This window comes from Streptomyces sp. SJL17-4, assembly GCF_036826855.1.
Taxonomy (GTDB): Bacteria; Actinomycetota; Actinomycetes; order Streptomycetales; family Streptomycetaceae; genus Streptomyces.
The window spans coordinates 5,621,238-5,645,447 of sequence record NZ_CP104578.1 but is presented as its reverse complement, the minus strand read 5'-3'; the positions used below and the strand labels follow the sequence as shown (position 1 = coordinate 5,645,447).

Below are 24,210 nucleotides of genomic sequence, written 5' to 3'. Positions count from 1 at the left end.
GGAGGGTGAACCGGCGGGGGAACCGGGCTCCTACCTCCCCCGCCCCCCCGCCCGCGTCGCACCCAGCCGTCCCGCACCGCCGCGGATCCCGCCGACGATCCGTGCCGACGGACGCGTACCGACCACCGTCGCGTACTGCTCGCGCACCTCGCGGTAGCGCATCAGTTCCGCCGCCACCGGGTCGAGCACCCGGGCCCGGCCGCAGGCCGCCGTCGCCTCGCGCAGGCGGCGTTCGGCCTCCTGCCCGTACCGCAGGGCGGGGCCCTTGACGGCGCCCTCGCAGGCCCATTCGACGAGCGGTCCGCCGATGATGCCGCCGAGCATCACGAGGACCGGCGGGAGCAGTCCGGGTTCGACGACGCCGACGATCTGCCCCACCAGCCAGAGCGCGCCGAAGATCTGCAGCAGCGTCATCACGGCCTGGGCGAGAACGGCGGCTGGCCACCAGGCGGGCCGGGGCGGCCGGGCGGCCGCGTCGCCGATGGTGACCGTGATCTCGTCCAGCGCCTCGGGCAGCCCTTCCGCCCCGCGCGCCGCCGCCTCGCGTACGGCCTGCGCCCACGGGGTCGGAAGCCCGCGGGAGGCTTCGTCGGCGACGATCCGTACCGCCTGCTCCACGCGCTGGCGTGCCGTCAGTTCGTCCTCGACCGGGCTGGCGAGGTGCGGGTCGGTGGAGCCGTGCTCGCGGATCCGCTCGTACCAGCGGTAGAGGCGCAGCCAGGGGGTGCCGCAGGCGCGGATGGCACCTCGGCGCCAGACCCGTTCGGCGGCCTCACCGGCGGCCTGGGCGCCGACGGCGACGGCGAGCCGGTCGGTGAACGCGTCGCGGGCGCGCTCGTCGAGCCCGGAGCGGCCGTCGCCGAGGTAGGCGGGGCGGAGCCGGGCCGCGGCGGCGTCGACGTCGGCGGCGAGACGGCGCTCGGGGGCGGTGCGTTCCTGGACGAATCCGGCGACCATGTCGCGCAGTTCGGGTACGCCCTCGCCGGTCAGGGCGGAGACGGCGAGGACGGTGGCGCCGGGTTCGCCGTGCTCGCCGAGCGCGACGCCGTCCTCGTCGAGGAGGCGGCGGAGGTCGTCGAGGACGAGGTCGGCGGCCTCCGTGCCGAGCCGGTCGATCTGGTTGAGGACGACGAAGGTGACCTCGGCGTGCCCGGCGAGCGGCCGGAGGTAGCGCTCGTGGAGGGCGGCGTCGGCGTACTTCTCGGGGTCGACGACCCAGATGACGGCGTCGACGAGGCCGAGGACCCGGTCGACCTGGTCGCGGTGGGCGGTGACCGCCGAGTCGTGGTCGGGGAGGTCGATGAGGACGAGTCCCTGGAGCCCGGTGTCGGCGGCGCCGCCCGCGAGGGGCCGGCGGCGCAGCCGGCTGGGGACGGCGAGCCGGTCGAGCAGCCCGGCGGCGCCCTCGGACCAGCTGAGCGCGATGGGCGCGGAGGTGGTGGGGCGGCGGAGCCCGGTCTCGGAGACGGGGACGCCGGCGAGGGCGTTGAAGAGCGTGGACTTGCCGCTGCCGGTGGCGCCGGCGATCGCGATCACGGTGTGCCGGGAGGAGAGCCGCTGCCGGGCGGCGGCTTCGTCGAGCACCCGCCCGGCCTCGGCGAGGGCCTCGCCCTCGACCCGGGTACGGGAGAGCCCGACGAGTTCGTGGAGGGCGTCGAGGCGGGTCCGGAGGGGCCCGCCGTAGCTCCCGCCGAGGGGCGGCAGGGTGTCGGGCTCCTGTGTGTCGTCCGCGCCGGGGGGTACGTCGGCGACGGCGGCGCGCTCGGCGGCACGCCGCGCGATCAGCCCGTCGTCCCAGCGGCCGGGCTGATCGCGGTCGCGGCTACGGCCACGCTCGCGGTCACCGTCTCCGCCACCTCCCCCGGCCCGGAGACCGGCGCCACTTCGGCCGCCGGCACCGCTCCCCGTGACGGACCGGGCAGTGCCACCCCTTCCCGTCTCGGCACGGGTACCGGAGCGCGACTCGTCGTCGTCCACCACGTCACTCGCGTCACTCACGTCACTTCTCCTTCTGCAGTACGGAGAGCGCGGCGATCAGCTCCGCCTGCGGCTCGGGGGTCACGTCGAGCGCTTCGAGGGGCGCGAGGCGCCGGTCGCGTTCGGCGTGCAGGACACGGTCGACGTACGAGAGGACGAGTTCGCCGCCCTTGTCGCGCAGGCGCAGGGCGGCCTGGGCGCCGAGGAGTTCGGCGAGGCGTTCGCCCGCGGGCCGGGTGCGGCGGCCGCCGAGGAGGGACGCGGCGAGGAGGGCGGCGACGGTGTCGGCCTCGGGGGCGGCGGTACGGGGGGCGGAGGGCCGCTCGACGGTGCGTACCTCGTCCTCGGCGATTTCCTCGAGGACGCGGCGCCAGCGCCGTACCTCCACGCCGATCCGCTCGGCGGTGTCGCGGTCGCCGCCGGTCGGGGCGGGGCCGAGGGCGGAGGCGGCGGGTTCGCGGCGCCAGGCGTCGCGGACGCGTTCCTCGGCGGCGGAGACGGCGCAGTGGAGGAGGGCGGCGAGGGACTCGGCGAGGGCGTCGAGGAGTTCGTCGGCGGTGCTGTCGCGGGGGTAGGCGCGCCAGCGGGTGCGGGCGTCGCCGGCGAGGACGGCGCCGCGGCCGAGCTGTTCCCGTACGCGCCTGGCCTGTTCGCCGTACGCGGACTCGACGGCGCCGCCGAGGCGGACGGCGGCGGCGTACTGCGCGGCGACCGCGCCGGCCAGCTCGGGGAGCCGGGCGTCGAGGGAGTCGATGACGCCGGTGGCGGTCCGGGAGGCGGCCTGCTGGCGGGCGGCGGGGTCCTCGGCGCGGTGGGCGAGCCAGCCGCGGAGGGCGGCGACGGCGGAGTCGGGGAGGAGGCCGCTGCCGCCGTCGGCGGACTCGGGGAGCTCGGGGATGGTGAAGCGGGGCACGTCGCCGAGACCGGCCTTGTCGAGGAGGGCCTCGTACTGGCGGGAGACCTCGCCGATGACCTGGTGGGGGACGCGGTCGAGGACGGTGACGAGGGTGGCGTCGTACTCCTTGGCGGTACGGAGGAGGTGCCAGGGCACGGCGTCGGCGTACCGCGAGGCGGTGGTGACCATCACCCAGATGTCGGCGGCGCAGATCAACTCGGCGGCGAGGAGCCGGTTCTCGACGACGAGGGAGTCGATGTCGGGCGCGTCGAGGAGGGCGAGGCCGCGGGGCATGGAGGCGGCGGTCTCGACGCGGAGCGCGTTCTCCTCGGGGGGCGGGGCGTCGTCGGCGTGGTCGTCGTCGGCCTGGGGCAGCCAGACGCGGGTGAGCTGCGGGAGGACGCGCATCCCGGCGAACCAGTGGTGGTCCTCGGGGTGGCAGACGAGCACGGGGGTGCGGGTGGTGGGGCGGAGCACACCGGACTCGCTGACGCGCCGCCCGACAAGGGAGTTGACGAGCGTGGACTTGCCGGCCCCGGTGGATCCGCCGACGACGGCGAGCAGCGGGGCGTCGGGATCTTTGAGCCGGGGCACCAGATAGTCGTCGAGTTGCGCGAGCAGCTCGGCCCGGGTCTGCCGGGCGCGTGGTGTGTCGGGGAGGGGGAGGGGAAGGCGCACGGCGGCGACACGGTCGCGCAGGGCGGAGAGTGCGTCGATCAGCTGAGGCCGTTCGTCCAAGGTCACCACATGCGAAGAATGCCCAATTTATGAGTGTTTTTGAAGCCTATTGCGGCCCTGCGCGCCGAAGAGAAGGGTGGCGACCGGTAGCTCAGGCATAACGAGTGCACAACACCCGCCCCGAGCGATGCGAAAAGCGCTGCGCGAATCGCACCTGCCTGCGATTATCGTTCCGCTTCACCGAACCTCCACATCGTGCCACGCAGGTGAAGCAACCGGGCCAAGGCGATCGGAGCCCTATCCTTGTCCCGGCAGGCCACACCCCACCCACAAGGGGCCCCTGGCCACACGATCACCACCCGGCCCCCGTAGCTCAGTGGATAGAGCAGGTGCCTTCTAAGCACTTGGCCGCAGGTTCGAGTCCTGCCGGGGGCGCAACACTGGGACCCTCCCTCGGGGAGGGTCCTTTTTGCTGGTCGGTGCCGGTCGGATCGCCCCGGCGATGCATCGCCGCAAGTGAGGACGCGGTAGATGCGCCAGGCGCAGCGCTCTTGAAAGCCGTCCCGGTGGGCCGGAGTGCGTCCGCAGCCTAGAGGAGGTTGCTCAGCACCCTCAGTAGCCGAGCAAGAGTCCCGGATCACCCGCTACGACGCACAGAAAGAGACCACCCCCGCCGCCCCGGGGTGGTCTCCTCGGCGCTCGGCGCCGCGACGCGTGAAGCGGGCGGCTCGCCAAACTGGCGAGCCTTACAAGATCGAGCTACGAGAGGGCCGCTGTCAGGTCAGGGCGGGCGGTCGCCCAGATGTTCCAGCGTGGCTACCCCTGGGCCCCTATTCGAACAGACGTATCATTTTGGCTGTGGCTGATTCCTTCCCGAATGATCCGATCGACGTCCAGATGCGTCTCCACCAGGCGCGCGCCGAGTACGCGGCGCCGTGCCGGACCCTGCCGTGGTCGGTCGAGCCAGTGGCTGGCTGGCCCGGCGAGGTGCACCCGCACACCGGTGTCGTCACGGGAGGCAGGGATGCGAGCCCGGGCTACACCCCGGAGCAGGCCGCGGAGGAGAAGCGGCTGTCGATAACCGAGCGGCTGGAGAAGCAGCGCACGGTGCTCGCCTGGCTCCAGTACCAGGTCGCCCAGACCCGTCAGACGATCCAGAGGCTCGAGGCGGAGGAGAAGGAGCAGGAACGGCGCCGGGCGGTGGCCCGCCGGGAGATGTCCTGAAAGGTGCAGCCGTCCCGGGCGGAGAAGGTCAGCCGATACTGCACCGGGGAAACTGCGGTCAGCACCAGCAACGGTTCGGATTGTTGGGCCGGGACGAGGTGATGACCGCGTTCGCCGAGTTCCTGCCGTAGGGGGGGGCAGCGGTGGCTCTACCCTCCTGGTCTAGGTCTGCGGCTACCGAGGGGGAAGAGCCCGCGAGGAGAGAGGTCCCTGTTGGCGGGTCGTAGGAGTCTCGCCCCGCCCGACTTGCATATTCACCGGGCGGGACCGCCGCCAGCATGCTCACTGGTGCCAGATGTTCCATTGGCCCGGGGGGCCGCCATGGAGCTCCGAGCTCCACGCGAATGAGTTACCAGCCCAAGAGCCGCTCGGGCCGAAGTATCCAACGTACTTCCGGTCGGCGTTCGGATCGCCTTGGGTACCCCAGTCGATCTTGAAGTCGACGTTGCCGCCGCTGACCGTGCCGGCCACCCCGAGATTGTGGATGGTCCCGAAGACCTTCAGTACTGCGGTCCCCGTGAAATTCCCGTTCCCATCCGGAGCATTCGGGATCTCCAGTTTGAAGACGTCGTACCAGGTTGTCTCGCGCATGAACCACGCGCCCGCAATGTACGGCTGTGGTGGTGGCATCAGCTTTCTCCTTCGTGTCGCAGGTGCTCTGTCCGCACCCTCTGCCACAGAGGTATTTCCAGCCAAACGGAGAAGTTCACGAGATCGCGGTGGCTACCACCTGCGTAGCCCACGCATTGCCATGGCCGGCAACGCGACCCTGGTCGGCCCGGGCATGACGTTGTGCGAGATCTGCAATCCGTGGGGGAGCCTCGGTGTCGAGAAGCCGCCGCTGGCGCGGAAGCTGCCCGGCGGCGGGACGGCGTAGTGGGTGGAGCCCGCCCCGGTCTCGGGGCGGGCTTGCTGTGATCAGCGGCCGGGGCGGCGCACGCACTTCGTCGCGAGGTCGATGACGGTGTTCACTGCGATGGCCACCGCGGCCATCTGGATCATGGGCCCCTCGGGCAGGTATCCGCCGAGCATCGCGGCGACGGGGAGCGTACTGGCCGCGCCTGTCACTTCCAGCGCCCGAGGCCGGCGCCACTCCCAGCCGACTTCCCGCCAGGACGGCTCGCTCTTAGCCGTGATCTTCGCCTTGACGCCCCCATGAAGGCCTCCCGTTGTGTCGTACTCCGCCGGTCGTTCCGGTAGGACCACGATGGGGGCTGGACGGGGGCTAGAAATCCGCGTCTTCGCAGGTCAAGGCCATGATCGACTAAACGGCCTCAGAATGGATGGCGAGGGCGAAACGCCCTTCCTCGCCATTGCCATCCATTCTGGGGCTGTCTAGTCGAGCGCCCGCATGATCCCGTTTTCGACAGAATATTGATCAAGAAAGGTCCGGGAATCGCCGTAGCTGCTGCTGGACGGCAAGCGCAGAGCGCCAACTGCTACGCGGTCTTCCGGCGGCGCGATGGGGTGGCCTTCTTCGCCGCGGTCTTCTTGGCGGCCGTCTTCTTCGCCGGGCCCTTCTTGGCCGCGGCCTTCTTCTTCGGCGCGGGCATCTCGTGGACGGTGGCGGGTTCGCCGGTCTCGCCGCGGGCTTGTGATAGCCCACGACCCGGTCCTGGTGAGCAAGCAGATCCTCAAGACGCTGCCATGACTTCTGGCTGGCCGCTGCGAGTGACGGAAGAGGCCACTCCCGCGCCGGGCTGTTCACTTCGGCGTTCTCCGTCCGAGTCACGAGCTGAGACGCGACGAGTCACGAGGCCCACCTCACAGCCACCACCTCTGAACTGCACTGAGACGCTTTGAGTAGCTTGAGTCGCGATAAATCAGAAACTAGGTGGAACATGCTCAGACGACTACCGGAATGACACCCTCCGATGAATACGCGAGAAGGGTTCAGCGGCGGCGCTCCGAAGGATGACGAAGCTCCAGGTCAGCGGCTTGAGGCAGCCGGTACGGCCAAGTCCCTTCCAAGCACTTGGCCGCAGGTTCGAGTCCTGCCAGGGGCGCTCCGCGTAAGACCCTCCTTCGGGAGGGTCTTTTTGCTGGTCAGGGCCATTTCCAGTACACGGCGCGGAGCCGTAGCCGAGGTTTCCGGCGCGGAGGAGGAAGGACAGGACGAGCCCGGACAGGGCGACGAGCGAGACCGTGGTGGCCATGCCGAAACTCCCTTGATCACGAGGTGGGGTGGCTGGGTAGGGTGCGGGTACCTCGGGTGCTGACAAGCTCGGGGACATGGCCGACGGCGCGTCCGCCTAGCTCCTGCAAAGAGCGGGGTACGTCTCATGACGGGCGCCGTCGGCCGCTCCATGCCCAGGGCCGACGGGAGGAGGATGCAGCTGTGCGTTACCCCAACGAAGATCCTGAGCTGCTCGCTCTTGTGCACCGCTACGCCGCACCTGACCGGCGCTATCTCAAACTCGGTGGCCACATCCGGCGCATGAGTGATCCTGAACGCGCCGAGTTCGTACGGGCACTCGGCGAAGACGCCGGGGCTATCACTCCAGGTGAGCTGGCCATCCTGCTCGAAGGTGGCTGGCGCGAGCGCAGGACCGCTGCCTGGCTCATCGCCGTGGCCCGCAGAACTGAATTCCGCGAAAGCCTCGGCGAACTGCTGCTTGCCAGCGAGGTCGGCTTCGCGGGCTCGGCCTACTGCGTGACCCTGGCCGGCTTCGGCACTCCTGCCGACGCGGACCTCTTGGCCGCCTACCTCGACCGCTACCTGCGGCGCCCCGACCTCTACTACGACCAGCCGGCCGCCATGGGCGCGCTCCTCCACCTCGATGCCAAGCTCCGTGCCGATCAAGCGGCCCGGTTCCTGGCCCCGGACGGCCTTTGGCATCAGTGGATCGACGGGCCACCCCGCAAGGAGCACCACGGCACACCAGACAGCTATCGCGAGAGCATCAGCTGGGCCTGCGCCTTCGCCGATGAGAGCGCCGAGCATCTCCCGGCAACGAACCGCTGACGCGGTGGCCTCCCGCCTGGCGTGGGCGGCGGCGGTGCGGACGAGGGACGGTCCAGGACCTCACCGGCACGTGGGTCCGTGAGGTCCAGGGCGCCGCGTCCGCCTGACGCGCGGCCGACCGCCGGGGGCCCGCCGCGTCCGCCTGACGCTTCAGATGCCCTGCCAGGTGGGCTTGTTCGCGTAGGTGTGGCGGAAGTAGTCCGCGAGCTTCAGCTTGGAGGCGGCGGCCTCGTCCACCACGACCGTGGCGTGCGGGTGCAGCTGGAGCGCGGAGGCCGGTACGAGCGCCGCCACGGGGCCTTCGACGGTCTGGGCCACGGCCTCGGCCTTGCCCTCGCCGGTGGCGAGCAGGACCAGGTGGCGGGCTTCCAGGATGGTGCCGATGCCCTGGGTGATGACGTGGTGCGGGACCTGCTCGATGTCGTTGTCGAAGAAGCGGGCGTTGTCCACGCGGGTCTGCTCGGTGAGCGTCTTGATCCGGGTGCGGGAGGCGAGCGAGGAGCACGGCTCGTTGAAGCCGATGTGTCCGTCGGTGCCGATGCCGAGGATCTGCAGGTCCACCCCGCCGGCGTCGACCAGCGCCTTGTCGTACGCCTCGCAGGCCGCCAGGACGTCCTCGGCCGAGCCGTCCGGGCCCATGAAGTGGTCCTCGGAGAGCCCTAGCGGCTCCACGACCTGGCGCAGGACGGTGGAGCGGTACGACTCCGGGTGCCCGGCGGGCAGTCCCACGTACTCGTCCAGCTGGGCGATCCGGGCCCGCGAGGCGTCCACGGAGCCGGCCTTGACCTGGGCGGTCAGGGCCTCGTAGACGGGCAGCGGAGTCGAGCCGGTGGCCACGCCGAGCAGCGCGTCGGGCTTGCGGCGCAGGAGGCCGGCGATGCCGTCCGCGATGAGCTCGCCGCCCGCCCTGGCGTCCTTGACGATGACAACTTCCACGCTGTGCCTGCCGTTCTCGTGAGGTGCCGCCGGAGGACCGGACGGTCTTCCGGCGGCGGGTGTTCGTGCTGGTCCTCATGGCGTGACGGGGATGTTGGTCAGCCCCGTCGTGGCGCCGGTGACGGTGTTGGAGGAGTGGACGACGTTCGGGTTGCCGGAGCAGGCCGAGGTCGAGGTGATCTTGATGGCGTAGGCGCCGACGCCCCCGAGGTGCGAGGTGTTTCCGCGCCAGACGTTGCCGCAGCCGTTCTGGAAGGACGGTGAGGTCGACGGGTTGTGGGTCTCGTAGCCGTTGGCGAACGTGCCGGGCGAGGTGAACGTCCCGGTGTTGTGCTCGATCAGGTAGCCGATGCCCTTCACGTCGACCCAGGAGTCGGCGGAGTTCTGGCCGCTGAGTCCGGTCCCGTCGAAGGTGTTGCCCCGGACGACACCGTTCGCGGTGCCCTCCTTGATGTCGATGTGCTCGGCGGCGACGTTCGGCCCGAGCTTGTTGTCGAGCACCTGGACGCGGTCCGACCGGTCCACACCGCCGCTGTTGCCGTGACAGCCCCAGTTGGAGCCTGCCGAGCCGATGTAGACGGCCTCGCCGTAGCCGGGCTGGACGAGCCCGGTGTGGGTGAGCGTCGAGTTCCGGATCACCCCGTCGGCCGAGGACCGGCGGAAGTGGACCGCCTCCTCGTCGACGTGGTGGACGTACAGGCCGTCGATGGTCACGTGGTGCGCGTTGTCCAGGACGACGCCCTTCTTCGACTCCTTGACGGTGAAGCCGGAGAGCTTCCAGTACGGGGCGCCGTACAGCCACAGCCCGTAGCCGGAGTCCCAGCCGCCGCCCGGCGCCGGGCAGGACGGGGCCGTACCCGACGGGCCGTCGTTGACGAGGACGGCGTTCGCGGGGCCCGTGAGGGTGATCGGGGCGGAAGCCGTCCCGGCCTTCTGGGTCACGAAGGAACCCCGGTACTCGCCCGCCGCGAGCCGGATCGTCTGCCCGGGCAGGGCCTGGGCGAGGGCGTTCTGGAGCTGGGCGGCGGTGGAGACGTCCACGATCTGCCCGCCCGAGCCGGCCTGGGTGGTCACGCTCAGCGCGGTGCTCGCCCCCGAGACGTTCCCGGCGGCGTCGCGGGCCTTCACCGTGTAGCTGTACGAGGTCGAGGCCGCGAGCCCGGAGTCGGTGTACGAGGCCGAGGTCGCCGTACCGACGAGAGCGCCGTTCCGGTAGACGTCGTACCCCGTCACGCCCACGTTGTCCGTGGACGCGTTCCAGGCCAGCGACACCGTGCTCGCGCTGGTCCCGGTCGAGCGCAGCCCGCCCGGCACGCTCGGTGCCGTGGTGTCCCCGCCGGAGGACGGCGCGCCGTAGACCTCGAACTCCCAGAGCGAGTAGCCGTACGTGGTGCCGCGCGCGGTCCCGTACATCCGGACGTACCGACCGGTGCCGGAGACGGTGAGATCGTCGATGGCGCCGTCGCCCGTGCTGGTGGAGTGGACATCGGTCCACGTCGTGCCGTCATGGGAGGTCTGGATCTTGTACGTCCTGGCGTACGCGGCCTCCCAGTTCAGCTTCACCCTCGACACCGTGTGGCTGGAGCCGAGGTCGATCCGCATCCACTGCGGGTCGACGCCCTCGGCACTCGCCCACCGGGTGCCGGTGTTCGCGTCGACACCGCGAGCGGGCTCGAAGCCGCTCGCCTCGATCGACGAGGCCGTCGCGGGTCTGCCCACCGACACCAGCGTGTCGGCGGCGGTCGCCTGCTGCGGCAGGAGGGTCAGAGGAACGGACAGACACCCGGCCAGGACGAGCAGGCCCACTTTCCTTCTTCGCATCTCGACTCCTTCTCGGTACCGAACGGGAAGGGCCCTGCCTCCCCGGCCGGGGAGCGCGGAGAGACAGGGCCCGTTCAGGAGCTGGTCACGGGACCCAGTGGTTGCCGGTGGCCGTGATCATGACCTGGAGCTGGATGCTCGCGGCGAAGTAGCTGTCGGTCTGGATCGGGGTGGCCAGCATCTTGTTCCACAGGGCGTCGAGCCAGGCCTGGCTGCCCGAGTCGGTCATCGCCGCCAGCGCGAAGGGGGCGAAGAACGCCGGGTCGCTGCCGGCGGACAGCTGGCTGCCGTCGAGCCCGTAACCGATGGCGATCTTGTTCGGGTCGCCGCCGGTCTTGGCCTTGATCCAGCTGTTCATCTTCCGCGCCGCCGCGAGGGACTTCGCGTCGCCGCTGGTGACGGCGTCGTCCGCGATGCGCCACGGGGTGCGGCAGGCGTTCCACCAGTACTTGCCGTCGCTCGGGTCCTCAAGGACCTGACCGGGGGCGGGCTTCGGCGTGCTGTTGGTGTCGACGACGAAGTCGGGCAGGAGGCCCGTGTTCGGCGCGTACGTGTTCTGGAGGTTCGTGATCTGGTTCTGGTGCGCGGTGCGGATGGTGTCCCAGGCCGCGTCACCCGTGGCCTTGCGGAAGGCCCGGAAGTGGTCGACCATCCAGTCCGACGTGCGGGTGATGTAGTAGTACTGGTCGCCCGCGCTGGACCAGTCGCCGAGCTTCAGCAGGTTCGTGGACGGGTTGAGCTCGTCCTTCTTGATGGCGGCGATGTGCTTCAGCGCCAGCGCCTTGTAGTTGTAGGTGCCCGAGCTGCCCCACTGCCTGTCGGCGAGGAGCAGCCCGTAGGCCACGTCCATGTCGCCGTCGGTGGCGCCGTCGCCGCCGTTCACGCTGCGACAGTTGACGTCCTGCTCGGCGGCGAGCAGGTCGGGGTTGATCGCGGACGGGTGGTCGATCTTCCACTTCACCAGTCCGTCGAAGATCTTCTTGGCGTCCGGGTCGGCGCCGGCCATGGTCGCGGCGATGACCATCCCGTACCCCTGCGCCTCGGCGACGTAGGGGTGGTCGGCGTCCGGCGAGATGACCTGGTACCAGCCGTTGCCGCAGTTCTGGCGGACGAAGGCCGACTTCCAGTTGTTGTAGTAGTCGATGACCTTCTGGTCGAGCGTCGCCTGGCTGCCGGAGGGCTTCAGCATCCCGGAGGCGTACGGGATGGAGTGGCTGCCGAACGGCACGGCCGGGCCGCTTCCGGCGCCCGGGGTGGTGACGGACAGGGTGTTGCTCGCGGCCGAGAGGTTCCCGGCGGCGTCGCGCGCCTTCACCGTGTAGCTGTACGAGGTCGAGGCGGTGAGTCCGGTGTCGGTGTACGACAGGCCGGTGGAGGTGCCGACGAGCGTGCCGCCGCGGTAGACGTTGTAGCCGGTGACGCCGACGTTGTCGGTGGCGGCGTTCCAGGCGAGCGAGGCGCTCGTCGCGTTCGAACCGGTCGAGCGCAGGCTCGCCGGTGCGGTGGGCGCGGTGGTGTCCCCGCCGGAGGCAGGCGAGCCGTAGACCTCGAACTCCCAGAGCGAGTAGCCGTACGTGGTGCCGCGCGCGGTCCCGTGCATCCGGACGTACCGACCGGTGCCGGAGACGGTGAGATCGTCGATCGCGCCGTCGCCCGTGCTGGTGGAGTAGACATCGGTCCAGTTCGTACCGTCCATCGACGTCTGGATCTTGTACGTCCTGGCGTACGCCGCCTCCCAGTTGAGCTTCACACGGGAGACCGTGTGGCTGGAGCCGAGATCGATCCGCATCCACTGCGGGTCGATGCCCTCGGCACTCGCCCACCGGGTGCCGGTGTTCGCGTCGACACCCCGAGCGGGCTCGAAGCCGCTCGCCTCGATCGACGACGCCGCGGCCGGCTTGCCCACCGACACCAGCGTGTCGGCGGCGGCGGCCTGGTGCGGGAGCAACGTCAGCGGGGCGGACAGCAACCCCGACAGCACGAGCAGGCTCATGCCTCTTCGTCGCATCAGAACTCTCCTTCATCCATGACTAGGGGGAGGGGACAGAGCAGTGCGGGTGACGAACGGTCAGGCCCCGGCGGGAGTGCCGTAGACCTCGAACTCCCAGAGGGAGTAGCCATAGGGGGTGCCGCGGGCGGTCCCGTGCATCCGGACGTAGCGGCCGGTGCCGGAGACGGGGAGGTCGTCGACCGCGCCGTCGCCCGTGCTGGTGGAGTAGACGTCGGTCCAGTTCGTGCCGTCCGCCGACGTCTGAATCTTGTACGCCTTCCCGTACGCGGCCTCCCAGTTGAGCTTCATCCTCGACACCGTGTGGCTGGATCCGAGGTCGATCCGCATCCACTGCGGGTCGATGCCCTCGGCACTCGCCCACCGGGTGCCGGTGTTCGCGTCGACCGCGAGGGACGGCTCGAAGCCGCTCGCCTCGACGGAGGACGCCGTGGCGGGCTTGCCGACCGACACCAGGGTGGGTGTGCCGCCCGAACCGGGGGCGGTCGTCACGTTGAGGGCGGGGCTCGGGGCGGAGACGTTGCCGGCCGCGTCGCGGGCCCTGACCGTGTAGCTGTAGGAGGTGGACGGGGTCAGGCCGCTGTCCGTGTACGAGGTGCCGTTCAGCGTGGCGACCGGGCTGCCGCCGCGAAGGACCTCGTAGCCGGTCACCCCCACGTCGTCCGTGGCCGCGTTCCAGGCCAGCGAGACGGAGTTCGCGGTCGTGCCCGTCGTACGGAGCGAGCCGGGGACCGTCGGAGGGGTCGTGTCGCCGCCCGGACCGGTGGGCTTGAGGAAGAGGGAGCCGGACGGGTCGGTCGTCCCGGCGTGCACGCCGGCGTTCGGCGCCGCGCTGTAGTCCAGGGTCTCCTTGCCCGCCCAGTCCGGAATGGTCGAGCCACCGGCCGCGAGGTGCCGGAAGGCCGCCGGGTCGGCGGCGGCGCTGCCGAACTGGTAGAGCCGTTGCTTGTCCGGGTAGTAGCTGGTGTACGGACCGCCGGCGGTGGTCTGCTTGCTCATGGTGTTGCGGTAGAAGACGTTCTGCGGGCCGCTGGAACCGGACCACTTGGCCGCCTTGGGGCCTGCCGCCCACCAGATCGGCCACCAGGTCGAGTCGTCGGGCCCGCCGCCTCCCTCGTCGCCGCAGTTGGACCGGCAGCTCTTCGACGAGTTCTCGTACGCCACCGCGACCTTGTTGTTCTCGAAGAGGTTGCGGCGCTCCCAACCGCCGTGCAGGTTCAGGTCGCTGTCGAAGTCGTTGCCGAGGGCGACGTTGCCGGAGGCGGACCACTGGAAGGTGAAGTGGCGAAGGTTCCGGCTGGTGTTGTACGCGTACAGCGAGTCCCAGACGCGGGAGCCGCGGAAGTAGCCGTTGCCGCCCTTGCCCTTGTTCCACGAGCCGTCGAAGACCGACTCCTGCACCTGGACGTTCTTGGAGTTCTCGGTCACGACCGCGTGGGAGCCGGTCATGTACGTGCCGACCCGCCGGATCCACACGTCGGCCGCCCACTTGAGCACGATGCCGTGCTGCGCGTACTCGGGCGCCATGTTCCCGAAGTTGTGCCGCGCGTCGGCCGCGCTCAGGTTGTAGGTGGAGCCGTCGAGGGCCGGCATCCCCGTCATCTCCTGCGTGAGGCTCAGGTCCTCGATGCCCACGCCCTGGACGACCTTCAGCGGCGTGACACGGCTCGGATAGACCGTGCCTCCGATCGCCGCCGACCCGTCGGAGGTCGAGTTGAGCGGCAGCTCGTACTCCAGCGGCTTGTCGAGCGTGAGGTTCCTCCCGGTGGCGTCCACGGAGGCGATACGGAAGATCTGCTGGCGCATGTGCAGGTTGATGTACTTGGTGGTGTCCGTGACGGTCTGCTGCTGGTAGAACTTCACGCTGTTCGCGGCACCGACCCACAGATGGGCCCCTGCCTTGAAGCGGGACATGTCCGCGCTCGTCGCGAGCTTGACCACGGTGGCCCCGGCGGGTGAGCTCTCGCGCAGCGGCACCCCGGAGGCCCAGTGCTGGTTGACGCTGCCCTCGAAGATGTCCTTGCGGTTGGCCGGGGCGGAGGCGTGGTCGGCGGCGTACTTCGACGACACCTCCCGGGTCTGTACGCGGAGCAGGCCGCGGCCCGGCCACGTCCAGCCGCCCTTGCCCGAGGCGCCGTGGGTCATGCCGTCCTCGTCCCAGTCACTGCCGTCGGGCGTGAGGGTGTCGTACCGCGTGTTGACGTCCGGGCGGAAGGCGAGCGTGGTCTGCCCCATTCCCGCGCCGCGCAGGATCATGTAGTCGGCGTCGAGCGCGAGTTGGCGGGTGACCAGGATCCGTCCGGCGGGCAGCGTGATCGACGACAGTCGGGTGTGGCTCGCGGTGGGGCTGCAGCCCGACCGGAGGGCGTCGACGGCGGCCTGGATGCCGCTGGTCGCGTCCGCGCCGTCCGCCCGTACGCCGTACCGGCTCGCCAACTCCTGGGCAGTGACATGACAAGCAGGGTCGGGACTCTCCTGCGCCGCGCCGGGCAGCGGGACGGCGCCGGAGCGGTACCCGGCCTTGCTCCAGTCGGGCAGCCCGGCGATCGGGGCCCGCCGGTTCGCGGCGGTCAGATCGGGAAGGGCGGCGCCGGCGCCGAAGGAGGCGGTCGCCGTGACGGCGGTCGCCGTGGCGGCGGAGGGCGAGGCGGGTGCCGCGCCCGCGCTGCCCGTCAGGGTCCCCGCGACGGCGAGACCGGTCGCGGCGGCGACTCCGACGGCGACGGCACGCCGTCGTCGGCGGCGGCGGCCGGGGGTTCTCCTGGGCGGTTCGAGTCCTCGTGACATGTGCGGTCCTCAGTGATCGCCGGGCGAACGGAAGGGAAGGGACGCGCTTTGGTTAGGAAAACTTCCTAACCAATGACGGGGAGAGTAGGGATGAGCCCCAGGGACGCGCAAGTCCCCACGGCGAAAGTCGAGTTGCGGGGAGATCACGGACAACCCACCCCCGTACGTGAGAATGGCGCGATGACGAGCTACGGCGAGGGGTCTGACCAGCCCTGGAACCCGCGACGCGGGCGCAGCGGCAACGAGCGGCTGCTGCTCGACCGTCTGCGTACCGACGGCCCCGCCTCGCGGGCCCAACTGGCGCGGGACACGGGCCTGTCCAAGCCGACCGTCTCCAGCGCCCTGGCCTCCCTCGAACTGGCCGGCCTCGCCCGGCAGGCCGGCACGCACAGTCCGGAACGCGGGCGTTCCGCCGTTCTCTACGCTCCCGACCCGACCGCCGGCTACGCGCTGGGCATCGACATCGGCCGCTCCTGGCTGCGTGTCGCCCTGGCCGACCTCGACGGCACGATCGTGGCGGGCTCCGAGGCCCACAACAGCGCGCGCAGTTCTGGGGCCCTGGTGGAGCTGGTGGTGGGCACCGCACGTCACCTGGTGGACACCTCGGGCATCGAACCGCACAAGCTCGCCCACGCGGTGGTCGGGACGCCCGGCGTCTACGACAGCGTGAGCCGACGCGTGCGCTTCGCCCAGAAGCTGCCCGGATGGGACCGGGCCGGACTGTTCGACGACATCCGTGCGGGCCTCGGCATCCCGCTGGAGATCCACAACGACGCCAACCTCGCCGCGCTCGGCGAGTACACCCACGGCGTCGGAGCGGGCAGCAGGCTCTTCGTCTACGTGATGGTCGGCACCGGCCTCGGGATGGGCGTGGTCAGCGAAGGGCGCCTCTTCACGGGCGCGCATGGCGGCGCCGGGGAGATCGGCTTCCTGCCCTGGCCCCACGCCTCTCCCGCCGGGTCTCCCGCCCCGCCGTCCGCGCCGGACATCGCCGCGGCCCCCGGGCAGATGGAGGCCATGGTCTCCGGCCACGCTGTCGTCACGACCGCCCGCTCACTCGGCATGAACCATCCGGCCGACGCCAAGGAGGTCTTCGACGCGGCGCGGGAAGGCGATGCGGCCGCGGCCCGCGCCGTCGAGGAGGAAGCGCGGCGGCTCGCCTACACCGTCGCGGTGGTGGCCTCCGTGCTCGACCCCGACCTCCTGGTGCTCGGCGGCGGCATAGGCCACAGCGCCGACCTCCTGCTCGCCCCCGTGCACGAGCACCTGCGCGCGCTCACCCCCCTCCGCGTCCGCCTGGCGGCCGGGGCACTCGGCGACGGGGCGGTCCTCCACGGAGCCGTCGCCACGGCCCTCGAAGCCGCGCGGGACCTGACCTTCGACCGGAAGAGACCGGGCGGGTAGACAGGGCGGGTGGAGCGGGCGGGTGGACCGGGCGGGTGGACCGGGCACAGCGGGGCGAGGTGTCGGTGGCCTGGCGGGGGCGCTCGGCTCGGAGCGGGAGCGGAGAGGGAGCGGGAGCGGGAGAGGGAGAGGGAGAGGGAGCGTATGTGGGACGCCGTGGCGGACAGTGCGATGAATGCGATGGACCGGATCGAGGGGTACCGGCGGGAGCTGACCGGCTACTGCTACCGGATGCTGGGGTCGTACGCCGAGGCCGAGGACGCCGTGCAGGAGACGCTGATCCAGGCGTGGCGGAACATCGACCGGTTCGAGGGGCGTTCGTCGCTGCGGTCCTGGGTGTACCGCATCGCCACGAACGTCTGTCTGGACGCCCTCGCCTCCGGCAAGCGGCGAGCACTACCCATGGACTTGTCCGGGCCCAGCGACGGCAGCACCCCGCCGGCGGCCGCGGAGGACTCCGCCCTGTGGGTGGAACCCTGCCCGAGTGGGGATCCGGAGTCGTCCGCGACGACGGGCGAGTCGGTACGGCTCGCGTTCGTCGCCGCGCTCCAGCACCTGCCGCCCAAACAGCGGGCCGTCCTGATCCTGCGGGACGTCCTGGGGTTCTCCGCCCGCGAGGTCGCCGACCTGCACGGTTCCACCGTCGCCTCGGCCAACAGCGCCCTGCAGCGCGCCCGTACGACGCTGGCCGGCCACCACCGCGGAACGGACGGGGCCCTCTCACGGCCGTCCGACAGCGTGCACCGCGTGCTGGTCGAGCGGTACGCCTCGGCGTTCTCCCGTCACGACATGGAGGAGCTGAGCATGCTGCTCCACGTCGACGCCACCCTGTGTCTGCCCCCGTACGCGAAGTGGATGCGCGGGGTCCCCGACATCGAGGCGTGGCTGACGGGCCCCGCCGTCGGCTGCCGCGGCTCGCGCCTGATCCCGACCACGGCGAACGGCACCCCCGCCTTCGGCCAGTACCGGCCCCGCGCGGACGGAGCCGGCTATACGCCCTGGGCCCTGCAGGTGATCGACTTCTCCGGCGACCGGATCACCGGCATCACCGCCTTCCGTGACACGGACCGTCTCTTTCCGCTCTTCGGCCTGCCGGACCATCTGAGCGAGGACGCCGGGCGCGGGCGCGACGAGGCCGATCGAGTGACCGTGCCCCGGCCCGCGCCCTAGCGGCCCGCCGGGGCGGTGGCCAGGCGGGCCGCCACCGCGGCCAGCCACACCAGGCCGAGGCCCGCCCCGGCGGTGAACGCGAGGACGGAGGCGGCCGAGGCCATGAATCCGGCGAGGACGGCCACGGGCACGAGGCGGGAGGCGACGGCCCAGCCGCGATGGCCCCGAGCGGCGAGCGGTCGGGCCAGAACGACGAACGCGCCGCACAGGGCGAGGTGGCCGACCATCCCCGCCAGCATGTGCACGGACCCGTGCCCGCTCATCGCGGTCGCGTCAGGGGCGCCGACGGGGAAGCCCGCGCCCGCGTCCGCCGGGAAGGCCGCGGCGGCCCAGAACGACGCGCCGAAGACCGCGGTCAGGGCCGGACCCCAGACACCACCCACACCGCCGGCGCCCAGCACGCGGCGCAGCCCGGCCGCGCCCGCGATCAACAGGGCGCCCGCGATCAGGAAGTTCACGGTCTGGATCCAGCCCGTCTCACCGAGGGCGAGCTGACTGATCGCGTGACGGCCGAAGTCGAAGCCGTCACGGGTCAGCCCCTGCACGATGCCCACCCCGAGGAACAGCGGTCCCGCGACGACCGCACCGGCCGTCAAGCCACGAGCCGCCGACCACGAACTGCGCGAGGCGGGCGAGGCGGGCGAGGTACGGGCGGTGCGGGAACGGGCGCTGAGCGTCTGGGTCATGTCGGGCCTTCCTCGGTCGGTTCCTGTCGCACGTATGACAGGGGGCGAGCGACGAAGTGATCGACGCGGGGAGGGTGACCCGCGTCACGCCTCCTCGTTGCGCATCCCGGACGTCATGGAGCGCCAGGGCCAGAAGCCGTTCTACTTCACCGATCCCCACGGCTACGTCATCGCCGTCACCCAGAAGCAGACCTGGTGACCACGAAGGTGGCCGGCCTGCCCGCCGCCACCCGTGAACGGCCGCGCGCCCTCCACCACGACCAGCGCCGTCCCTGAGGCCGCAGACGCTCTCTTCCCGCTGGAGCACGCGTCACTCGGCGAGCAGGTCCATCTGGTACTCGTGCGTGCTGCGGTGGAAGCGGAAGCCCAGTCGGCGGTTCACGGCGATCATGTGGGTGTTGTCCTGTGCGTTGTCCGTCTCGATCTCCTCGATTCCGGGGTGCTCGGCCCGGAGCCTGCGCACCATCTCGGCCTTGACCCACAGCCCGAGCCCGTGGCCCCGGTGGGCGGGCACCACGACGGTGTCGTACTGCAGGGCGCGGTGGGTCTCCCCGGACCGGATGACGATCTCGGTGTATCCGGCCATCTCCCCCTTGCCGAGTGCGGCGGTCGTCAGCAGCAGGTCACCGCGGTCGGCCAGGACTTCCGCCATGGCGCGGACCCGGTCGGCGGTCCAGGTCTGGCTGCCGTAGTCCATGTCGCCGGTCGGCATGTCGTTCATCGCGTTCTTGGCCGAGGCGAACGCCTCGGCCAGCTCGTCGGGAACCGTGCCGGTCCAGCTGACCAGTTCGTAGCCGGGGTGTTCGGCCGCCGCCTCGGCGGCGTCGGCCTGCGCGACGTCGAGCAGCAGGTGGTCGAGTGCCAGTACGCGCCGGAAGCCGCGCGCGGCGCAGAACGCGCCCGTCGGTCCCTCACCGGGCGCGGCGGCCACCAGGCTGCGACGTTCCTCTTCCCGGGCTGCCCGCACGACTGTGGCCAGCAGGTGCGAGCCCACGCCCGAGCGCCGCCGGTCCGGGGTGACGTGCAGTTCCAGCTCCGCCAGGTGCTGCTGGCCCGGCGAGGTGAACAGCCGCAGCCCGGCCACACCGACCACGGCGCCGTCGGCCTCGGTGGCCAGCCACAGCAGTCGGCGGTTCTCCCGGCCGGTGACCGTGAGTTGGGCGTGGATCTGCTCGAAGGTGGGGCGGGGTTCCTCGGGCAGGTCGGCGGCGAGCGAGGCCGCCACGACCGCGTGCCAGGCGGTGGCGTCTTCGGTCGAGACCTGAGTGAGCGGGACGGCGTCGATCATGGGGAACTCCTCGGTGGGGATGGTTCGATTTCCTGCGCGCGTGTGCCGGACAAGGGCGACTCTGTCACCGCTCGCGCCTTCGGCCCCTCGCGATGCTTCAGTCCGTGTGGCGCACGAGCGGCCAGTCGATGTCGATACGCGACGCCGTGGCCAGGTAGTTGGCGAACACTCCGAGCGCCACATGGGCGACGACCTCGACGACCTGTCCGTCGGAGAGGCCGGCCCGTCGGGCCGCGTCCAGTCGTTCGTCGGAGACGACGCCCCGGTCCCGGACCACCGCGGCGGCCAGGTCCAGGACCGCGGCCGCCCAGGGGTCCTCGGCCTCGCCCCGCCGTGCGCGGGTGGCCTCGGCCGCGGTCAGCCCGGCCGTCCTGGTCCCGCGGAACGCGTGCACGGACAGGCAGTAGTCGGAGCGGTTCTCCTGCGCCACCAGCAGCCCGATGCGCTCGCGCACGTCCGCCGCCAGGGTCCCCTTCGTACTCAGGGCGGTGACGGCGTCCACGTATCCCTTCAGTACGGTCGGGTTGTTGGCCATCACCCTGGCCAGTCGGGGGACGACCCCCAGGGCCCGGTGCGTGGCGGTGAACAGGGTCTCGGTCTCGCCGGTCGCCCTCTCCGGGTCGACGATGTGGAGTGCTGGCATGCCGGTAACCCTGCCGGTGGATCTTGATACATTCCCGATGCTTCTTCGATGCACGTGCTGGTGACCCCCGGAGCGACGCCATGCGGTTCACGATCCTCGGCCCGGTGGAGGCGCGGGCTCCCGGTCCCGGGTCACCCGGGCTCGCACCCCGCCATCGTGCCGTACTCGCCTATCTGCTGCTCCATTCCGGGGTCGCGATCAGTGCGGACCGCCTGGTCGACGCGATGTGGGGGCCGCTGCCGCCGGACTCCGCCCGCGCGCAGATCCAGACCACGATCGCCGCGATCCGGCGGATGCTGCGCGCTTCCGGGGCCGACCACATGCTGGCCACCCGGCCGGCCGGGTACGTGATCGATCCCGAGCCGGGACAACTCGACCTGCACGAGTTCACCGACCTGATCGCCGGGGCACCGGCCGGCTCCGACGACGCGCGGGGCGCCGTGGAGCGGATACGTACCGCGTTGGCGCTGTGGCGGGGAGAGCCGCTGGCCGACGTCACCGGCCACTACGTCCCGGGCGCCAGAACACGCCTGAACGGGCAGCGACTGACCGCCGTCGAGCGCCTGGCCGAGCTGGAACTGTCCCTGGGCCGTCACGACGACCTCATCGACGAACTGACCGCCCACGTGGCGGCCAACCCCGTGCGGGAGCGGCTGTGCTGCCGGCTGATGCTCGCCCTGCACCGCGCGGGGCGCCAGCCCGACGCCCTGCGGGTGGCCAGGGACTTCCGGACGGCCCTGGCCGAGGAGCAGGGGCTCGACCCCGGCCACGCGTTCAGCAAGCTCGAACAGGACATCCTGCGGGACGCACCCGATCTCCGGGCGCCGGCCGCCACGCCCGCGCCCGCGAGGCCGCAGGGGATCAACTTCCTGCCGTACGACGTCCCGGACTTCACCGGACGCGACGGCGAGCTCGACGGGCTGACGCGCCAGTGGGCGGGCAACAGCGGCGGAGTCGTGACGATTTCGGCGATCGACGGGATGGCGGGGGTCGGCAAGACGACACTCGCGGTCCACGCGGGGCACCGCCTCGCGGACCGGTTCCCCGACGGGCAGCTCTTCGTGGACCTGCGGGCCCACACGGCCGGCCAGGCACCGCTCGACTCCGGTGCGGCGCTCGGCGTCCTTCTGGGTCAACTCGGCGTGCCCGCACAGCACATCCCGGAGTCGGTCGCCGAGCGCGCCGCGCTGTGGCGGTCCGAGCTCGCCGGCCGCCGGGTGCTGGCGGTGCTGGACAACGCCCTCGGCACCGACCAGATACGCCCCCTGCTGCCCGGCTCCTCCTCCCCCGCCCTCATCCTGATCACGAGCCGCCGGCGGCTGACCGACCTGGACGGGGCACACGCCCTGTCCATGGACGTGCTGCCCGCCGCGGACGCCGTGGAGCTGTTCACGGCGATCGTGGGCGAACGGGCGGTCGCCGAACCCCTGGCCGTCCTCGACGTCCTGCAGTTGTGCGGGTTCCTGCCGCTGGCCGTCCGCATCGCCGCCGCCCGCCTGCACCATCGCCGCAGCTGGACCGTCGCCTACCTGGCCGACCGGCTCCGCGACCAGCGCCGCCGACTGGCCGAGCTCGCCACCTCGGAGCGGGGGGTGGCGGCGGCGTTCACGCTGTCCTACCAGCAGCTGACACCCGATCAGCAGCGCATGTTCCGGCTGCTTGGGCTGCAGCCGGGCCGTGACATCGGTCCGGACGCGGCCGCTGCACTGGCCGGCCTTCCGCCCGAGCAGGCGGAGACGCTCCTGGAGGACCTCCTGGACGCCCATGTCCTGATCCAACTCCAGCCCGGCCGCTACACCTTCCACGACCTGCTGCGCGAACACGCCCTGGCCACCGCGGCCGCCGAGGAACCTCCCCACGCCCAGCACGAGGCCGTCGGCCGGCTCCTCCACCACTACCTCCACACCGCGAGCACGGCCGTCGACCACCTCTACCCCGAGGGCAGGAACCGCCGACCGCGCATCCCCGCCCCGGACACCCCGACCCCGGCCCCGACCCCGCGGGACGGGGCCGAGGCCATCGCCTGGCTGGACGGCGAACGCGCGAACCTCATGGCGGCCGGCCAGTACGCCACCGAGCACGACCGCCGCCCGCACACCAGCCGACTGGCCGCCACGCTGCATCGCTACCTGCTGGGCCACGCCCACCAGGCCGACGCGCTGACCCTGCACGGTCTGGCGCTCCGGGACAGCCGCCGCAGCGGCGACACGACCGCCGAGGCACGCACCCTCATCGATGTCGGCGAGGTCCTCTTCTGGTGGCACGGCGCGTACGAGCGGGCGGCCGAGCACTACCGGGAGGCCCTGGGCCTCGCGCGGGAGAGCGGCGATCAGGTCGCCGCGGCCCGCGCGCTGCAGAACCTCGGCGACGTCTCCAGGCGGCTGCGGGACTACGACCGGGCCCACGACCACTGTGTGGAGTCCCTGGCGCTCTTCCGCGACATCGGCGACCTCGCCGGCGAGGCCCGGTGCCTGACCGGCCTCGGCACCGACCACGAGCGTCAAGGTCGCCACGAGGAGGCCCACGACCACCACCGCCAGGCCCTGCGCGCGTACCGCGAGGCCGGATCCCGCATCGGCGAGACGATCGTCCTGAACAACATCGGACTGCTGTGCCAACGGCAGGGCCGTTACGACGAGGCCCGGCGCCATCATCACGACGCCCTGGAGCTGAGCCGCCGGTTCGACTTCCCCGGTGACGAGGCCGAGTCCCTCAACGCCCTTGCGGAGGCCGCCCGTTCCATGGGCGACCTCGACCGGGCCGCGGTCGAGCACGACTCCGCGCTGGCCCTCGCCCACGAATTCGGTTACCGCCCCGAACAGGCCCGCGCCCACCGGGGCCTGGCGCACGTCCACCGCGACCTGGGCCGCATCGACCTCGCCCACGACCACGCGCGTCAGGCCCTCGATCTGTACACCGCCCTCGCCGTCCCCGAGGCCGAGGAGATCCGCGCCTTTCTCACCGAGCCGGCGACGGTGACGGTGACGGTGACGGAGGACAGCCCATGAACGGCCCGTCCCTCGACGGTACGGGTGAGGCGCGGGGGCTTCCCGACTGGCGGGTGTTCGTCGTCGGGGGCGCGTCGGGCACGGGGAAGACCGGTGTCGGGCGGGCCCTGGCGCGGCGGTACGACGTCCCCGTCGTGGAGGTCGACGACATCGTGGAGGCCCTCCTCGCGGTGACGCGGCCCGAGCACCTGCCGGAGGTGCACTTCTGGCGCACGCACCCGGAGGCCGCCCATCGGGCGCCCGAGTCGGTGGTCGAGCGGCAGATCGCGATCGCCGAGGCGCTGGCGCCGGCGATCGAGGCGGTGGTGGCCAACCACGTGGGCACCGACACCCCGGTGATCCTGGAGGGGGACTACCTCCTGCCCCGGGCGGTGACGCCGGGGGGCCCGGTCCGTGGCGTCTTCCTCCATGAGGACGACGAGGCGCGGGTGACGGCCAACTACCTGCGCCGGGAGCCGGATGCCGGGCCGCAGCGCCATCGCGCCCGCGTCAGCGTGCTGTACGGCCGGTGGCTCGCCGCGCGGGCACGGGAGGCCGGCGTACCGGTCGTCGCTCCGCGTCCGTGGGAGGACCTGGCCGACCGTGTCGCGGACTCCGGACACGGTCGGCCCAGGGACGGAGGGCCGGACAGCGGTCCTGACAGCGGCCCGGACGACGCTCCGGACGGCGGCGGTCCGGACGCCCGGGGCGGTCTCCGGGGCCGCTGCTAGCCTGCTGGCC

General features: G+C 71.7%; 18 protein-coding genes and 2 tRNA genes. 9 read left to right on the top strand and 11 right to left on the bottom strand.

Annotated features, from left to right (window positions below; translation table 11 throughout):
* Window positions 1-30: 30 nt before the first annotated feature.
* Window positions 31-1,785, bottom strand: coding sequence for a GTPase (locus N5875_RS25370; protein ID WP_318210186.1), 1,755 nt, complete (start codon window positions 1,783-1,785; stop codon window positions 31-33).
* Window positions 1,786-1,999: 214 nt separating this feature from the next.
* Complete coding sequence (locus N5875_RS25365) at window positions 2,000-3,610, bottom strand: dynamin family protein (RefSeq protein WP_318209844.1); 1,611 nt, start codon at window positions 3,608-3,610, stop codon at window positions 2,000-2,002.
* A gap of 302 nt (window positions 3,611-3,912) precedes the next feature.
* Here N5875_RS25365 and N5875_RS25360 point away from each other — a divergent pair.
* Window positions 3,913-3,985 (top strand) — tRNA-Arg (locus N5875_RS25360).
* A 423-nt stretch (window positions 3,986-4,408) separates the two neighbouring features.
* The gene (locus N5875_RS25355) at window positions 4,409-4,774 is read left to right on the top strand and encodes a hypothetical protein (RefSeq protein ID WP_338496243.1); all 366 of its coding nucleotides are present in this window, start codon (window positions 4,409-4,411) and stop codon (window positions 4,772-4,774) included.
* Window positions 4,775-5,056: 282 nt separating this feature from the next.
* Here the strand turns inward: N5875_RS25355 and N5875_RS25350 are convergent, their stop codons facing one another.
* Window positions 5,057-5,404 carry a hypothetical protein gene (locus N5875_RS25350; protein WP_318209863.1) on the bottom strand — a complete coding sequence of 116 codons (348 nt, stop codon included), beginning with the start codon at window positions 5,402-5,404 and terminating at the stop codon, window positions 5,057-5,059.
* A gap of 121 nt (window positions 5,405-5,525) precedes the next feature.
* Between N5875_RS25350 and N5875_RS25345 the strand changes: the two genes are divergently transcribed.
* Window positions 5,526-5,651, top strand: coding sequence for a hypothetical protein (locus tag N5875_RS25345; RefSeq protein ID WP_338496241.1), 126 nt, complete (start codon window positions 5,526-5,528; stop codon window positions 5,649-5,651).
* 41 nt (window positions 5,652-5,692) lie between these two features.
* Here the strand turns inward: N5875_RS25345 and N5875_RS25340 are convergent, their stop codons facing one another.
* Window positions 5,693-5,842, bottom strand: a complete 150-nt coding sequence (locus tag N5875_RS25340) for a hypothetical protein (protein WP_338496240.1) — start codon at window positions 5,840-5,842, stop codon at window positions 5,693-5,695.
* Between the two features lie 873 nt (window positions 5,843-6,715).
* Between N5875_RS25340 and N5875_RS25335 the strand changes: the two genes are divergently transcribed.
* Together N5875_RS25335 and N5875_RS25330 are read left to right on the top strand one after the other, a co-directional pair.
* A tRNA-Gly gene (locus tag N5875_RS25335) sits at window positions 6,716-6,777 on the top strand.
* Window positions 6,778-7,112: 335 nt separating this feature from the next.
* Complete coding sequence (locus N5875_RS25330) at window positions 7,113-7,739, top strand: DUF6000 family protein (protein ID WP_338496237.1); 627 nt, start codon at window positions 7,113-7,115, stop codon at window positions 7,737-7,739.
* A 150-nt stretch (window positions 7,740-7,889) separates the two neighbouring features.
* On the opposite strand, the gene nagB is transcribed toward N5875_RS25330, so the two are convergent.
* The 4 genes from nagB to N5875_RS25310 form a co-directional block, all read right to left on the bottom strand.
* Window positions 7,890-8,675: a glucosamine-6-phosphate deaminase gene (gene nagB, locus N5875_RS25325; RefSeq protein WP_338496235.1), complete on the bottom strand. Its 786-nt coding sequence runs from the start codon at window positions 8,673-8,675 to the stop codon at window positions 7,890-7,892.
* Window positions 8,676-8,750: 75 nt separating this feature from the next.
* Complete coding sequence (locus tag N5875_RS25320; protein WP_338496232.1) at window positions 8,751-10,496, bottom strand: discoidin domain-containing protein; 1,746 nt, start codon at window positions 10,494-10,496, stop codon at window positions 8,751-8,753.
* A gap of 85 nt (window positions 10,497-10,581) precedes the next feature.
* Window positions 10,582-12,504 (bottom strand): glycosyl hydrolase family 8, encoded by a 1,923-nt coding sequence (locus tag N5875_RS25315; protein WP_338496229.1) that lies wholly within the window; start codon window positions 12,502-12,504, stop codon window positions 10,582-10,584.
* A gap of 60 nt (window positions 12,505-12,564) precedes the next feature.
* Window positions 12,565-15,291 carry a discoidin domain-containing protein gene (locus N5875_RS25310; RefSeq protein ID WP_338496226.1) on the bottom strand — a complete coding sequence of 909 codons (2,727 nt, stop codon included), beginning with the start codon at window positions 15,289-15,291 and terminating at the stop codon, window positions 12,565-12,567.
* Window positions 15,292-15,471: 180 nt separating this feature from the next.
* Here N5875_RS25310 and N5875_RS25305 point away from each other — a divergent pair, with 180 nt between their 5' ends.
* A complete protein-coding gene (locus tag N5875_RS25305; protein ID WP_338496224.1) occupies window positions 15,472-16,695 on the top strand; it encodes an ROK family transcriptional regulator in 1,224 nt (407 codons plus the stop codon).
* 144 nt (window positions 16,696-16,839) lie between these two features.
* The gene (locus N5875_RS25300; protein WP_338496222.1) at window positions 16,840-17,865 is read left to right on the top strand and encodes a sigma-70 family RNA polymerase sigma factor; all 1,026 of its coding nucleotides are present in this window, start codon (window positions 16,840-16,842) and stop codon (window positions 17,863-17,865) included.
* On the opposite strand, the gene N5875_RS25295 is transcribed toward N5875_RS25300, so the two are convergent.
* The 3 genes from N5875_RS25295 to N5875_RS25285 form a co-directional block, all read right to left on the bottom strand.
* Entirely contained in the window at window positions 17,862-18,551 is a 690-nt protein-coding gene (locus tag N5875_RS25295) for a DUF998 domain-containing protein (protein ID WP_338496220.1), read from the bottom strand. The two genes, N5875_RS25300 and N5875_RS25295, sit on opposite strands and share 4 nt — an antisense overlap.
* Before the next feature lie 310 nt (window positions 18,552-18,861).
* On the bottom strand, window positions 18,862-19,839 hold the full coding sequence (locus N5875_RS25290; protein WP_338496218.1) for a GNAT family N-acetyltransferase: 978 nt from the start codon (window positions 19,837-19,839) through the stop codon (window positions 18,862-18,864).
* A 97-nt stretch (window positions 19,840-19,936) separates the two neighbouring features.
* Window positions 19,937-20,482 (bottom strand): carboxymuconolactone decarboxylase family protein, encoded by a 546-nt coding sequence (locus N5875_RS25285; RefSeq protein WP_338496215.1) that lies wholly within the window; start codon window positions 20,480-20,482, stop codon window positions 19,937-19,939.
* Between the two features lie 80 nt (window positions 20,483-20,562).
* On the opposite strand from N5875_RS25285, the gene N5875_RS25280 reads away from it, so the two are divergent.
* Both N5875_RS25280 and N5875_RS25275 read left to right on the top strand, forming a co-directional pair.
* The gene (locus tag N5875_RS25280; protein WP_338496213.1) at window positions 20,563-23,490 is read left to right on the top strand and encodes a BTAD domain-containing putative transcriptional regulator; all 2,928 of its coding nucleotides are present in this window, start codon (window positions 20,563-20,565) and stop codon (window positions 23,488-23,490) included.
* Complete coding sequence (locus tag N5875_RS25275; RefSeq protein ID WP_318209877.1) at window positions 23,487-24,200, top strand: hypothetical protein; 714 nt, start codon at window positions 23,487-23,489, stop codon at window positions 24,198-24,200. The genes N5875_RS25280 and N5875_RS25275 overlap by 4 nt, the downstream gene beginning before the upstream one ends.
* Window positions 24,201-24,210 lie beyond the last annotated feature (10 nt).